Source organism: Serratia sp. C2(1) (assembly GCF_036352655.1).
Taxonomy (GTDB): Bacteria; Pseudomonadota; Gammaproteobacteria; order Enterobacterales; family Enterobacteriaceae; genus Serratia; species Serratia inhibens.
The window spans coordinates 391,279-404,708 of the sequence record NZ_JAZFBA010000002.1; the positions used below are offsets into that span (position 1 = coordinate 391,279).

General features: G+C 58.3%; 10 protein-coding genes and 1 riboswitch. Of the genes, 3 read left to right on the top strand and 7 right to left on the bottom strand.

Annotated elements, in window-relative coordinates; all coding sequences use genetic code 11:
- Positions 1-40: 40 nt before the first annotated feature.
- From thiP to sgrR, 3 genes are all read right to left on the bottom strand, one after another.
- On the bottom strand, positions 41-1,645 hold the full coding sequence (gene thiP / locus V2S86_RS17395; protein ID WP_330763463.1) for a thiamine/thiamine pyrophosphate ABC transporter permease ThiP: 1,605 nt from the start codon (positions 1,643-1,645) through the stop codon (positions 41-43).
- Positions 1,621-2,607, bottom strand: a complete 987-nt coding sequence (thiB, locus tag V2S86_RS17400; RefSeq protein WP_330763464.1) for a thiamine ABC transporter substrate binding subunit — start codon at positions 2,605-2,607, stop codon at positions 1,621-1,623. The genes thiP and thiB overlap by 25 nt, the downstream gene beginning before the upstream one ends.
- A gap of 55 nt (positions 2,608-2,662) precedes the next feature.
- A riboswitch (TPP riboswitch) is annotated at positions 2,663-2,788 on the bottom strand.
- A 37-nt stretch (positions 2,789-2,825) separates the two neighbouring features.
- Entirely contained in the window at positions 2,826-4,487 is a 1,662-nt protein-coding gene (gene sgrR / locus V2S86_RS17405; RefSeq protein WP_330763466.1) for an HTH-type transcriptional regulator SgrR, read from the bottom strand.
- 90 nt (positions 4,488-4,577) lie between these two features.
- On the opposite strand from sgrR, the gene sgrT reads away from it, so the two are divergent.
- From sgrT to V2S86_RS17420, 3 genes are all read left to right on the top strand, one after another.
- Positions 4,578-4,790: a glucose uptake inhibitor SgrT gene (gene sgrT, locus V2S86_RS17410; protein WP_330763565.1), complete on the top strand. Its 213-nt coding sequence runs from the start codon at positions 4,578-4,580 to the stop codon at positions 4,788-4,790.
- Between the two features lie 383 nt (positions 4,791-5,173).
- A complete protein-coding gene (locus V2S86_RS17415) occupies positions 5,174-6,379 on the top strand; it encodes an MFS transporter (RefSeq protein ID WP_330763467.1) in 1,206 nt (401 codons plus the stop codon).
- A gap of 142 nt (positions 6,380-6,521) precedes the next feature.
- Positions 6,522-7,994 (top strand): DASS family sodium-coupled anion symporter, encoded by a 1,473-nt coding sequence (locus tag V2S86_RS17420; protein ID WP_330763468.1) that lies wholly within the window; start codon positions 6,522-6,524, stop codon positions 7,992-7,994.
- A 134-nt stretch (positions 7,995-8,128) separates the two neighbouring features.
- Here the strand turns inward: V2S86_RS17420 and leuD are convergent, their stop codons facing one another.
- The 4 genes from leuD to leuA are packed head-to-tail and all read right to left on the bottom strand — an operon-like array spanning position 8,129 to position 12,813.
- On the bottom strand, positions 8,129-8,731 hold the full coding sequence (gene leuD, locus V2S86_RS17425) for a 3-isopropylmalate dehydratase small subunit (RefSeq protein WP_330763469.1): 603 nt from the start codon (positions 8,729-8,731) through the stop codon (positions 8,129-8,131).
- 11 nt (positions 8,732-8,742) lie between these two features.
- Positions 8,743-10,143 carry a 3-isopropylmalate dehydratase large subunit gene (leuC, locus tag V2S86_RS17430; protein WP_004950109.1) on the bottom strand — a complete coding sequence of 467 codons (1,401 nt, stop codon included), beginning with the start codon at positions 10,141-10,143 and terminating at the stop codon, positions 8,743-8,745.
- Position 10,144: 1 nt separating this feature from the next.
- Positions 10,145-11,236: a 3-isopropylmalate dehydrogenase gene (gene leuB, locus V2S86_RS17435; protein WP_311994018.1), complete on the bottom strand. Its 1,092-nt coding sequence runs from the start codon at positions 11,234-11,236 to the stop codon at positions 10,145-10,147.
- 2 nt (positions 11,237-11,238) lie between these two features.
- Positions 11,239-12,813 carry a 2-isopropylmalate synthase gene (gene leuA / locus V2S86_RS17440; protein WP_004950113.1) on the bottom strand — a complete coding sequence of 525 codons (1,575 nt, stop codon included), beginning with the start codon at positions 12,811-12,813 and terminating at the stop codon, positions 11,239-11,241.
- Positions 12,814-13,430 lie beyond the last annotated feature (617 nt).

Here is a 13,430-nt window from a genome sequence, read left to right on the forward strand (position 1 = left end):
TGGGAATGCGTTCAGTCGCCGCCTTGCTGCAGCTTGAAATCTATTGGGCAGAGCGCCCCGGTAAGCGTTCGATCAGGGTAAACAGCAGGAAGCACAGCAACAGAAGCAACAGTGCGGTGACCGCGCCGTCATTGCTGCGATAGGCGCCGATCTGCTGATACAGGTAAAAAGGCAGGGTGCGGAACTGCTCGTTGCCAAACAGGGCAACCACGCCGAAATCGCCGATCGACAGCACGCAGGCGAAAGCCAGCGCCTGCGCCAGCGGGCGGCGCAGCGCTTTCAGCTCGATCCAGCGCAGCCGCTGCCAGCCGTGCATACCCAGCGACAGGCACAGCGGGTTGTAACGTTCGGCCAGGTCTCGCATCGGGTTTTCCAGCACCTTCAGGGCGTAGGGTACCGCCATCAGCGCATTGGTGAGGATCACCAAAGCATAGGGCGATTGCGGCAGCCCGACAGTATCGCTCAACAACAGGAAGAAACCGGTGGCCAGCACGATCCCCGGCATCGCCAGAATCACCATGCCGCTCAGTTCAAGCGTTTGGCCCCAGCGCAGCCGCTGTTGCAGCTTCAGTTCACGGCTGCTCCACAGCAACATCATGGTCAACACCACGCACAACGCGCCGGCACCGAGCGCGATACGCAATGACGTGAACAGCGCTTGCCACAGCACCTGCTGTTGCAGGACGGTGACCATCGTCTGATTGGCGCCATCGGCAATTACCGCCAGCAGCGGGGGCAGCAGCAGCAGCAGGGCGGCGGCGATCAGCAGAAAATCGCTGGCGCGACGCCACAGGCTGTCTTCGGGATTACGCCAGATGTGGGCCTGGGTGCTGCCGACCGGCAGCGCCTGGCTCAGGCGCTGGCTGAGCACGACCAGCCCCAGACAGCACGCCAACTGGATCAGTGCCAGCAGGGCGGCGCGGCTAAGATCGTAGTCATAGCTGAGCGCCTGGTAGATCGCCAGTTCTATGGTGGTGGCCTGCGGCCCACCGCCCAGTGACAGCACGGTGGCGAAGCTGGCGAAACAGAGCATGAAGATCAGTGCGCCGCTAGGCAGGGTCTGGCGACGCAGCGCCGGCCACTCGACGAAGCGGAACTGTTGCCAGCCGTTCATGCCGAGCTGAGCCGCCAGTTGGCGCTGTTCGACCGGAATATTTTCCAACGCCTGCAGCAGCAGGCGGGCGGCCAGTGGCAGATTGAAGAACATATGCGCCAGCAGGATGCCCTGCAGACCATAGGGGGAAAAACTGTAGTTGATGCCGAGCCAGCCGCACAGCGATGCCAGCCAGCCCTGTCGGCCATACACGCTGAGCAGGCCGAATACCGCCACCAATACCGGCAGTACCAGCGTCATGGCGCACAGCCGCAGGAGCAACAGTCTGCCGGGGAAGCGGCGGCGGTACAGCGCTCGGGCCAGCGCTATGGCGGGTAGCACCGAGATCAGCGCGGACAGCAATGCCTGCCAGAAGGTAAAGCGGACTACGTGCCACAGGTAGCTGTCCTGCCACAGGCCGCGCCAATCGCTTTCCGGTGCGTGCCGCCACAGCGAGCCCATCGCCAGCGCGGCGACGGCCAGGATCAGGCCGGCGGCCAGCAGCCCCGGCCAGAGCCAGTGCGGGATCAGCGACTGACGGCGGTTTGCCATGCCCGGATCCAGCTACCGCGTTGTTTGGCGACCTCTTCGGCGCTGTATTGCAGCGCGGTCTGGGGGACGGTCATTTGATCAAAGCCTGCCGGCAGTTGAGTCTTGATCACCGGGTACATCCAGTTACCGGTTGGGATGGCGTTCTGGAACGCCGGGGTCACCATAAACTGCATGAAGCGCTCCGCCAGTTCAGGCTGCTTGCCGGCCTTGAGTTTGCCCGCCACTTCCACCTGCAAATAATGGCCTTCGCTGAAGTTGGCCGCGGCGTAGCTGTCTTTCTTCTCTTCGATCAGATGATAAGCCGGGGAGGTGGTATAGCTGAGCACCAGATCGCCTTCGCCTTTCAGGAATAGGCCGTAGGCTTCGCTCCACCCCTTGGTGACGGTGACGGTTTTCTTCGCCAGTTTCTGCCAGGCTTCCGGCGCTTTGTCGCCAAACACTTTCTGCATCCACAGCAGCAGGCCCAGGCCTGGGGTGCTGGTGCGCGGGTCTTCGTAGATCACCTTCCAGTTTTGATCGCCGTTGACCAGTTCCTGCAGGCTCTTTGGCGGGTTTTTCAGCTTTTCTTTGTTGTAAACGAAGGCAAAGTAACCGTAGTCATAAGGCACGAAGGTTTTATCCTGCCAGCCGCCCGGCACGCTCAGTTTGGCGCCGTCAATGCGGCTAGGCGCGAATAGGCCGGTTTGCTGCGCGGCCTGCAACAGGTTGTTGTCCAGCCCCAGCACCACGTCGGCAGCGCTGTTTTTCCCTTCCATGCGCAAGCGGTTAAGCAGCGAAACGCCGTCTTCCAGCGCGACGAATTTCAGCTCGCAGTTGCAGTCCGCTTCGAACGCTTTTTTCACCGCCGGGCCAGGGCCCCAGTCGGCCGCGAAGGAATCATAGGTGTAGACCGTCAGCGTGGGTTTGGCAAACACCGGTACGGCGCACAACAACAGTAATAAGGGCAGGCTTTTTTTGACCACTTTGCACTCCTGAAAGATAAGGGGGCAAAGGTATCTGAGGGCGAGGTGATTAAACCGGGTCGCTATGCTCAAATCCCTCCGCCGGTATTGACCGGATCAGGTTCGACGGGTTTGTTCTCAGCAAAACCTGCGCACCGCGTTTTCATCGCGCCGCCACCGTTTCGCACCCCGTTGAGACGGCGCTATTGTAGAGACTAACGGGCGTCGGCGAAAGGCGCTTATGCTTCCGGCGGCGCAAACCAGGCGGATTTAAAATCAAACCAGCCAAGGGTATTCATTCGCACGCCGCGCATGCTGCGCTGGCCATGCAGTTGCAGCCAGTGATGAAACAGCGGGTGTAACTGGTGACCCTTGACCAATCGTTGGCAAAAATCCGCCAGCGGCAGGGCATTGGCGCGCCACAGCGCCGCATCTGCGGCGAGATCTTCATTCATGCAGTGCTGCATCAGCGGCAGCTCATACAGGGTGGCGAACAGCGAAAACTCCAGCGGCAGGTAGAAGTTGGCGCTACCCAACCACAGATCGCTGGCCGCTTCCCCCTTATGCCAGGCGTCGTAGCTCACCACCTGCACGTTAAGCCGCACCCCGTGCAGCGCCAACAGCGGTTCAATTGCCTGTTGAATGGCGTGGAATTCCGAGTGTTCACTGTAGTAGGTCAGCGTCAACGCGGTCAGCCCGGCCGGCTTGGGTTGTTGCGCCAGCGCACGATTGTGATGCCAGCGCGGCAGGATGCCATAGGCCGGTGACCAATAGCGTTGATAAACCGGCCCGGCATTACTCAGCAGCGAGATGGGATTAATCAGCTCGCACAGCCAGCTGCGAATGGCCGGATCGGCCGCCAAAGGAGAGCGTTGATCGAACAGCAGGAAATAGCAGCCTTCCTCCAGCCGGCTTTCCAGTTCGTTGTTGCCGGTGTCATCCGCCTGCAGTTGCACGCCGGAATGCACCAGCTCTTCGGTAAGCTCCGGCAACACCCAGATATTCACCTCATCAATCAGTGCCCGGTAGCCGAAGTAGTCATCGAAGGCGTGGATTTTCATCTGGCTGCGGTGGTTGCGTACCACGCTGTACGGCCCGGTGCCGACCGGATGGCGCGAGAACTCCGGCATGCTTTGCCATTCGCGCGGCAGGATCATGGCAGGCACGCTGCCCAGCAGCCAGGGCAACCAGTAATCGGGGCTGTGCAGATGCACGTCAATCACGAAAGGCGTCGGTGAGGTCACGCTCTCGATATGCGAAAACAGCGGCTGAGGGATCAGACGAGTGAGGGAGCTAATCACATCGTCCATTTCCAGCTCGCGGCCGTGATGAAAATGTATCGCCGGGCGCAGATAAAAACGCCAGTGCAAGGGCGTCAGCGGCTGCCAGTGATGAGCCAGGTCCGACTCCAGTTCCCCGTTTTCCTCGTTTATCCGCGTCAGGCCGCTGAAAATCTGCCGGGCCAGGTGAATTTCCGAACGGCGCAGCGCCGAGCCGGGCAGCAGGTTGTACAACTGGCGATAGTAGAGTACGCGCAAGATGTGTTTACCCTGCCGAAAGCTGCGCCCAAGCTGGGACAGCAACATTTGCCGCACCACGTTTTTATCGCCGACCAGTTGCACCAGTTGATCGATGCGGTCCTGCTCCAGCAGCTCTTCTGCCCGCTGCTGCTGCAGCGCCAGGCCGGTGTAGTGGAAGGTGAGCCGCGAACGCTTGCCGCGCCCCGATTCCGCTTGCCAGGTCAGCCACCCTTGTTGTTGCATGGCACCGAGCAATGAACGCACGTGACGGCGCGAGCAAGTGAGCACTTCGGCCAACTCTTGCAGCGTGGTGTCGGTGGTCTCGCCGTGGCAGCGCTGCCACAGGCGAATGAACTGCTGTTGCAAACGTGAGGTAGACATAAAAGAGGAAGGCTCCGGCATCAATTCATCAATTTATCTTTCCCCATATTACGCCGATAATTTTCCTCAATGAAAGGGGGAGGGCGAATGATGAAAGCTTTCTTGTCAGAACAGTTCTATCAGCGCTATTTCAGCGCGGTGCGCCGCCAGCACGCCGACTGGCTGGGCCTGGTGCCGGAACAGGCCCGGCTGGATATGTTGGCCCATCTGACACAGTGGGATCTTAGGCTACGTCCCACCGTTGACCGTGGTGCCGTCGCAGACCCAAAAGCCCGTTATCCCGACGAAGGGAGCAGCCCATAGTGGGCTATGGGCAAGCCCGCCAACACAGAAAACGGGTTTTTGGGGCGCGACCCGAAGGGCTGGGGCCATTTGAGCGCACATCTGTGTTGCGCGCCGCTTATTTGGCCCACCAAACCTCACGACACGCGCCTTGCTGCACGCCCAAATGACCGCCAGCGGCGCTCACGTGCAACGGTGGGGCGTAGCCTCGATATGACGGACAAGCAATATCGCGAGCATCTCTGAGTTTGCGGCAGCAAAAAAGTTTCTGAGTAATGGTGTTGTTCACCAGCCAGTGGGGTCATACCCACTGGTTTTTTTATTATTGGCCGCGATGATGTTCTTGCAATTTTTTCACCGTAGCCTAAGGTTTTGTCTTCCGCTTTAGGGGCAGGGACGAAGATATGAAACGACTGTACTGGTTGCCGCGCCGCTTTAATCCCGTCTTTGCCGCATTCTTGTTGATTGCTTTTCTTTCCGGGATCGCCGGGGCGCTGTTGGCGCCGACGCTGAGCCTGTTCCTTACCACCGAAGTCAAGGTACGGCCGCTGTGGGTGGGGTTGTTCTACACCGTCAACGCCATTGCCGGCATCGTCGTCAGTTTTCTGCTGGCCAAGCGTTCGGATACGCGCGGTGACCGGCGCACGCTGATCCTGGTGTGTTGCCTGATGGCGGTCGGCAACTGCCTGTTGTTTGCCTTCAACCGCGACTACCTGACGCTGATCACCGCCGGGGTGCTGATGTCGGCGATTGCCAATACCGCCATGCCGCAGATTTTCGCGCTGGCGCGGGAATATGCCGACAGCTCGGCGCGTGAAGTGGTGATGTTCAGTTCGGTCATGCGTGCGCAATTGTCGCTGGCGTGGGTGATTGGCCCACCTCTGGCGTTCACGCTGGCGTTGAACTACGGCTTTACCTGGATGTTTATGATCGCCGCCGCCACCTTCGCGATCTGCGCCTTGCTGGTGTGGTTTACCCTGCCTTCTGTGCCGCGCACCCCGTCGGTGGAGCAGGGCGATGCGCTGGACGGTGGGCCTTCGGCCCCGATAGCGCCCGCCGGCGCCTGGCGAAACCCCGATGTACGGCGGCTGTTTATCGCCTCTATGCTGATGTGGACTTGCAATACCCTGTACATCATCGATATGCCGCTGTATATCACCGCCGATCTGGGCCTGCCGGAGAACCTTGCGGGGTTGTTGATGGGCACGGCTGCCGGGCTTGAGATCCCGGCGATGCTGCTGGCCGGTTACTACGTCAAACGTTTCGGCAAGCGCAATATGATGCTGTTTGCCGTGGCGGCCGGCATTTTGTTTTATGCCGGGTTGGTGGTATTTAAATTCAAGCTGGCGTTGATGGTGTTGCAACTGTTCAACGCCGTATTTATCGGCATCATCGCCGGTATCGGCATGCTCTATTTCCAGGATCTGATGCCCGGGCGGCCGGGTGCGGCGACTACCTTGTTTACCAACAGCATTTCTACCGGGGTGATCCTGGCCGGCGTACTGCAAGGCGCGCTGGTGGAAAACCTGGGACACTATGCGGTTTACTGGCTGGCGACGGCCCTGGCGGTGGTGGCGCTGTGGATCAGCGCCCGCGTACGAGAAGTGTAAACGCTAACGTCATTAACCTTGACGCATGTCATTGAGAACATTACGCCAGAACCCCAAGCTAAACGGACCCGGAGCGCGATTGCGGCGCTCTTGCCCATCTTGCTGCTGAGATGCCGATCCTTTTAGACCATTTGGGTATGCCATGGACAAACTAACACCGCTTAAACCCGTCCCCTCTCTGTGTGCCGTTGCCGCCACTTTGCTTATTTGGTTTGTTATCCCGGTTCCTGAAGGGGTTACGCCCAATGCCTGGCATCTGCTGGCGCTGTTTATCGGCACTATCATCGCCATCATCGGCAAGGCGATGCCGATTGGCGCCGTTTCCGTGGTGGCCATCGCGCTGGTGGCGATCACCGGCGTGACTAATCCCGGCAAGCCGGGAGCGGCGCTGGAGGATGCGCTCAGCGGTTTTTCCAATCAGCTGATTTGGCTGATTGGCTTCTCGATCATGATCTCCTTTAGCCTCAACAAAACCGGGTTGGGCTCACGGATCGGTTACTATTTCATTTCCCTGTTCGGCAAAAAGACGCTGGGTATCGCCTACGCGCTGACGCTGGCGGAACTCACTTTAGCGCCGGTTACCCCGAGCAATACCGCCCGCGGCGGCGGGATTATTCATCCGATAATGAAGTCGATCGCCGACAGCTTCGGATCCAAGCCGGAGTTGAACACTTCTGGCAAGATTGGCCGTTATTTGGCACTGGTGAATTACAATATCAACCCGGTGAGCTCGGCGATGTTTATTACCGCCACCGCGTCTAACCCTTTGATCGTCAGCCTGATCGCCAAAGGCACCGGCGGCAGCCTGGAGCTGTCATGGTCGATGTGGGCGCTCGCGGCACTGGTGCCGGGGCTCTGTTCGTTGGTGGCGATACCGCTGGTGCTCTATCTGTTGTACCCGCCGGAAATTAAAAGCACCCCGGATGCACCGCGTTTTGCGCGGGAAAAACTCACAGAGTTGGGCCCGGTGACGCTGCCGGAGAAAATCACTTTAGGGGTGTTTGCCCTGCTGCTGGTGCTGTGGGCCGGCATCCCGGCGATGATCTTTGGCCCAGCCTGGCTGGTAAACCCGACCACGGCGGCGCTGATCGGCCTGGCGGTGCTGTTGGCGACCGGCGTGCTGAGTTGGGAGGACGTGCTCAAGCACAAAGGGGCCTGGGATACGGTGGTATGGTTCTCCGCGCTGGTGATGATGGCCAGCTTTCTCGGCAAGCTGGGGCTGATTGACTGGCTGTCGCACTCCGTCGGCAGCGGCATCGACCACATGGGCATGAGCTGGGTGGGCGGTGCCATCTTGCTGACCGCCATCTATCTCTATTCGCATTATTTCTTCGCCAGCGCTACCGCCCACGTTACCGCGATGTTTGCCGCCTTCCTGGCTGCAGGAATGACCTTGGGCGCACCGCCGGCGCTGCTGGGGTTGATTCTGGCGTTCGCTTCTTCACTGATGATGTCGCTGACCCATTACGGTACCGGCACTGCGCCTATTGTCTTCGGTTCCGGTTACGTGACGCTGGGAGAATGGTGGAAAACCGGCTTTGTCGTGAGCGTGGTTAACTTGCTGATCTGGATCCTGATCGGCGGGGCGTGGTGGAAGTGGTTGGGTTACTGGTAATCCCCGTCATACTTGGCGCTACCGCTGTGTTGGCTGCGTGAGCGCCCCCTGTCACTTAGTGAGCTAAGTGACAGGGGATTTACTTACTTGCCGCCTTGCCGCAGCGCCAATTATTTAGGGCATTAAGAAGATGATCAGTTCAGAAACGCCGGCTGTTGCGCCTCGTAGCGGGAGATGTCCGCTTCGTGTTGCAGCGTGAGACCGATGCTGTCCAACCCGTGGATCATGCAGTGGCGGCGGAAGCTGTCGATCTCGAACGGATAGCTTTTGCCACCGGCATTCACCGTCTGATTTTCCAGATCCACCACAAACTCGGTACCTTCGTTTTCAGCCACCAGCTTGAACAGCGTATCCACGTCCTGTTCGCTCAGCGCCACCGGCAGCAGCTGGTTGTTGAACGAGTTACCGTAAAAAATATCGGCGAAGCTTGGCGCTATCACCACTTTGAAACCGTAGTCGGTCAGCGCCCAGGGCGCATGCTCGCGCGAGGATCCGCAGCCGAAGTTCTCGCGCGCCAACAGGATGCTGGCCCCTTTGTAGCGCGGCTTATTCAGCACGAACTCCGGGTTCGGTTGCTGGCCGGCGTCGTCCAAAAAGCGCCAGTCGTTGAACAGGTGCTGGCCGAAACCCGTGCGGGTGACTTTCTGCAAAAACTGTTTTGGAATAATGGCGTCGGTATCGACGTTGGCCGCATCCAAAGGCACCACTAAACCGGTATGTTGAGTAAATTTAGCCACGGTAGTGCCCCTTAGTGAATATCACGGATATCGGCGAAATGGCCGGCAACGGCAGCGGCAGCGGCCATCGCCGGGCTGACCAGGTGGGTGCGCCCACCGCGGCCCTGGCGCCCTTCGAAGTTACGGTTGCTGGTGGATGCGCAGCGTTCGCCAGGATTCAGGCGGTCGTTGTTCATCGCCAGGCACATGGAGCAACCCGGCAAACGCCATTCAAAACCGGCTTCAATAAAGATCTTGTCCAGACCTTCGGCTTCCGCCTGCGCTTTTACCGGGCCGGAACCAGGCACCACGATGGCCTGAACGCCGTTGGCGACTTTGCGCCCTTTGGCAATCGCCGCCGCCGCGCGCAGATCTTCGATGCGCGAGTTGGTACAGGAGCCGATAAACACTTTGTCGATCGGCACTTCAGTCAGCTTAATGCCCGGCTTCAGATCCATATAGGCCAACGCCTTCTCGGCTGAGGCGCGCTCGACCGGATCGCTAAAGGATTCCGGTGCCGGGATCGCCTGATTGACGGCGATCACTTGCCCAGGGTTGGTGCCCCAGGTCACCTGTGGCGCGATGTCTTCGGCGCGCAGGGTTACTACGGTGTCGAATTTGGCATCGTCGTCGGATTTCAGCGTGCGCCAGTAAGCGACGCCTTGTTCCCAGTTCTCGCCGGTAGGGGCAAATTGGCGGCCTTTCAGATAATCAAAGGTGGTGTCGTCCGGCGCGACCAGGCCCGCTTTGGCGCCCATTTCGATCGCCATGTTGCACAGCGTCATACGGCCTTCCATGCTCAGCGCTTCAATTGCCTTGCCACAGAACTCCACCACGTGGCCGGTACCGCCGGCGCTGCCGGTTTTACCGATCACCGCCAGCACGATGTCCTTGGCGGTGATGCCTTCCGCAGCGACGCCGGTCACTTCGATTTTCATGGTCTTGGCGCGGCCCTGTTTCAGAGTCTGGGTCGCCAGCACGTGTTCAACTTCCGAGGTGCCGATCCCAAACGCCAAAGAACCGAAGGCGCCATGGGTGGCGGTGTGGGAGTCGCCACAGACGATGGTCATCCCCGGCAGCGTCATACCCTGCTCTGGGCCGATAACGTGCACGATGCCCTGGAACGGGTGGTTCAGATCGTACAGCGAAACGCCGAACTCAGCGCAGTTCTTGATCAGTTCCTGCATCTGAATGCGGGCCATTTCGCCGCTGGCGTTAATGTCTTTGGTCTGGGTGGACACGTTGTGGTCCATGGTGGCAAAGGTTTTGCCCGGCTGGCGCACTTTGCGGCCCATGGCGCGCAGGCCGTCGAACGCCTGCGGAGACGTGACTTCGTGCACCAGGTGGCGATCGATATACAACAGCGGCGTTTCGTTCGGCGCTTCGTACACCACGTGGGCATCATATAATTTCTGATATAACGTTTTCGACATGTTATGCCCCCTGAGCTACAAAGCGGGCTATGACGTCACCCATTTCATCGGTGCTGATGGCCTTGCCCTCACCGGCCAGATCGGCGGTGCGGTAACCTTGTTCCAGTGCCTGGTTGATCGCGCGCTCAATGGCGTCGGCCGCCTCGGAGGCCCCCAGGCTGTAACGCAGCAACAGGGTCGCGGACAGGATCTGGGCGATCGGGTTGGCGATGCCTTTACCCGCGATATCCGGCGCAGAACCACCCGCCGGCTCATACAGACCAAAGCCCTGTTCGTTCAGGCTGGCGGAAGGCAGCATGCCCATCGAACCGGTGATCATCGCGCATTCGTCGGACAAAATATCGCCGAACAGGTTGGAGCACAGCAACACGTCGAACTGCGACGGATCTTTAATCAGCTGCATGGTGGCGTTGTCGATGTACATGTGCGACAGCGACACGTCCGGGTAGTCTTTGGCAACCTGGTTCACCACTTCGCGCCACAGAATGGAGCTTTGCAGGACGTTGGCCTTATCGATAGAGGTCACTTTGTTACGGCGCTTGCGTGCGGACTCAAAGGCGATGCGCGCGATGCGTTCGATCTCGAAGCGGTGATACACCTCGGTATCAAAGGCGCGTTCCTGCATGCCCTGGCCTTCGCGGCCTTTCGGTTGACCGAAGTAGATGCCGCCGGTCAGCTCACGCACGCACAAGATGTCAAAACCACGGGCGGCGATGTCGGCACGCAGCGGACAGAACTCTTCCAACCCTTGGTACAGACGGGCAGGGCGCAGGTTGCTGAACAGTTTGAAGTGCTTGCGTAACGGCAGCAATGCACCGCGCTCAGGCTGTTCTGCCGGCGGCAGGTGTTCCCATTTCGGGCCGCCTACCGAGCCGAACAGGATCGCATCGGCTTGTTCGCACCCACTGAGGGTAGCCTGCGGCAGCGGGCTGCCGTGGCGATCGATGGCAATGCCACCGACGTCGTATTCGCTGGTGGTGATGCGGATATCAAAGCGCTGACGCACTGCGTCCAACACCTTGTGCGCCTGAGCCATTACTTCCGGGCCGATTCCGTCTCCGGGCAAGACGGCAATATGGTAAGTCTTCGTCATGTTCACACCGTTTCCTGATTATTTTGATGTTTGCTTTGCTGCAGACGCTGTTTTTCTTTTTCTACCTGCTGGGAGCGCCAAATATTGTTCAATACGTGAACCATCGCCTTGGCGGAGGATTCCACGATGTCGGTCGCCAGACCCACGCCGTGGAAGCGGCGGCCGTTGTAGGACACCACGATATCAACCTGGCCCAGCGCATCGCGGCCCTGGCCTTTGGCGGTCAGTTGATACTTCACTAATTCGATTGGGTAATCGGTAATGCGATTGATGGCCTGATAAACCGCGTCGACCGGGCCGTTGCCGGTTGCCGCTTCGGCTTTTTCTTCATCGCCGCAGATCAGTTTCACCGAGGCGGTGGCCATGATGTTGGTGCCGGACTGCACGCTGAAATAGCCCAGGCTGTAATGCTCCGGCTCTTCCTGCTGCTTGTTAATGAAGGCTAAAGCCTCCAGGTCGTAATCGAATACCTGGCCTTTCTTGTCTGCCAGTTTCAGGAACGCGGTGTACAGGGTGTCCAGATTGTAGTCCTGTTCCTTATAGCCCATCTCTTCCATGCGGTGTTTTACCGCAGCGCGGCCGGAACGGGAGGTCAGGTTCAACTGCACGTCTTTCAGACCTATGGTCTGCGGCGACATGATTTCGTAATTTTCGCGGTTCTTCAGCACGCCGTCCTGATGAATGCCGGAGGAGTGGGCGAAGGCATTGGAACCCACGATCGCTTTGTTGGCCGGAATTGGCATGTTGCACAGTTGGCTGACCAATTGGCTGGTGCGGAAGATTTCCTGATGATTAATGTTGGTGTGCACGTTCATGATGTCCTGGCGCACTTTGATCGCCATGATCACTTCTTCCAGTGAGGTGTTGCCGGCGCGTTCGCCGATACCGTTCAACGTACCTTCTACCTGGCGCGCACCTGCCTGTACGGCGGCGATGGAGTTGCCGACCGCCATGCCCAGATCGTCGTGGCAGTGGACCGAAATAATGGCTTTATCAATGTTCGGGACGCGGTCATACAGGGTGGTGATGATGCCGCCGAACTGGTTCGGCGTGGTATAGCCGACGGTGTCCGGAATATTGATGGTGGTGGCACCGGCATTGATGGCGGCTTCCACGACACGGCACAGGTTATCGATTGGCGTCCGGCCGGCGTCTTCGCAAGAGAACTCCACGTCGTCGGTGTAGTTGCGGGCGCGTTTCACCGAGCGTACCGCCATCTCCAGCACTTCATCGAACGAGCGCTTCAATTTGGATTCGATGTGCAGGGTCGATGTGGCCAGGAACACGTGAATGCGGAAGGCCTCGGCGACGCGCAGCGCTTCGGCGGCGACGTCGATATCGTTATCTACGCAGCGGGCCAGGCCACATACGCGGCTGTTTTTGATCTGGCGGGCGATGGTCTGCACCGATTCAAAATCACCCGGAGAGGAAACCGGGAAACCGACTTCCATTACGTCGACGCCCATTCTCTCCAGTGCCATGGCTATCTGAATCTTCTCTTTTACGCTCAGACTGGCTTGCAGCGCTTGTTCACCATCACGCAGCGTGGTATCGAAAATAATGACTTGTTGGCTCATCAGGGCGTTCCTTATCGTGTTTATTTCACGCTAAGCGGGTAAAAAAAAACCCGCGCAGTAGCGCGGGTTTGTTATGAGTGAGGGACTGAATCAGCTCTGAACTCTGTCCACCAGCATACCGCGCAAAAAAGATGCGTTAAGTAGTAGGCTTAGTAGACGGTGAGTACGGATCATGAGGGTTCAGCTTCTCTTAAATTGTGTCGTTCCTAATTTGATACGTTATTGGCCTGGCGATGTCAACACCTGATTGAATAAAGGGCAATCCGTTGTCCGTGAATTGGACAACGATGCCAGTAGAGGATAATCCGGTGAAAACGCTTCTGGTTAGCGAAAAAACAGGTGGGGTTTTGCGCGCTACTTAGCATAAATTAATCGAATATAGGCAGCGGTAATTGCTTCTGCATCTTATTGGGTTAAAATTTATCGTGAAACGGTAAAGATATCTGACAATCGGAGGGCGCAGGGGGTATCTTCCTGGTAAATGGTTTCATTATAAAAGATATGATTTATTTATCAGTTGAAAGAAAGATAACAAATTAACCCATTTTACATAAGCAAATTTCTGTTTTAGACGGTTAGTGGTATGTTTTTATAGTATGGCTTAAAAATGAAACTTC

Coding starts and splice junctions, on each gene's coding strand:
- V2S86_RS17415 (WP_330763467.1), top strand. CDS start 5,174: ATGAAACGACTGTACTGGTTGCCGCGCCGCTTTAATCCCGTCTTTGCC.
- V2S86_RS17420 (WP_330763468.1), top strand. CDS start 6,522: ATGGACAAACTAACACCGCTTAAACCCGTCCCCTCTCTGTGTGCCGTT.
- thiP (WP_330763463.1), bottom strand. CDS start 1,645: ATGGCAAACCGCCGTCAGTCGCTGATCCCGCACTGGCTCTGGCCGGGG.
- leuA (WP_004950113.1), bottom strand. CDS start 12,813: ATGAGCCAACAAGTCATTATTTTCGATACCACGCTGCGTGATGGTGAA.
- leuB (WP_311994018.1), bottom strand. CDS start 11,236: ATGACGAAGACTTACCATATTGCCGTCTTGCCCGGAGACGGAATCGGC.
- sgrR (WP_330763466.1), bottom strand. CDS start 4,487: ATGTCTACCTCACGTTTGCAACAGCAGTTCATTCGCCTGTGGCAGCGC.
- leuC (WP_004950109.1), bottom strand. CDS start 10,143: ATGTCGAAAACGTTATATCAGAAATTATATGATGCCCACGTGGTGTAC.
- sgrT (WP_330763565.1), top strand. CDS start 4,578: ATGAAAGCTTTCTTGTCAGAACAGTTCTATCAGCGCTATTTCAGCGCG.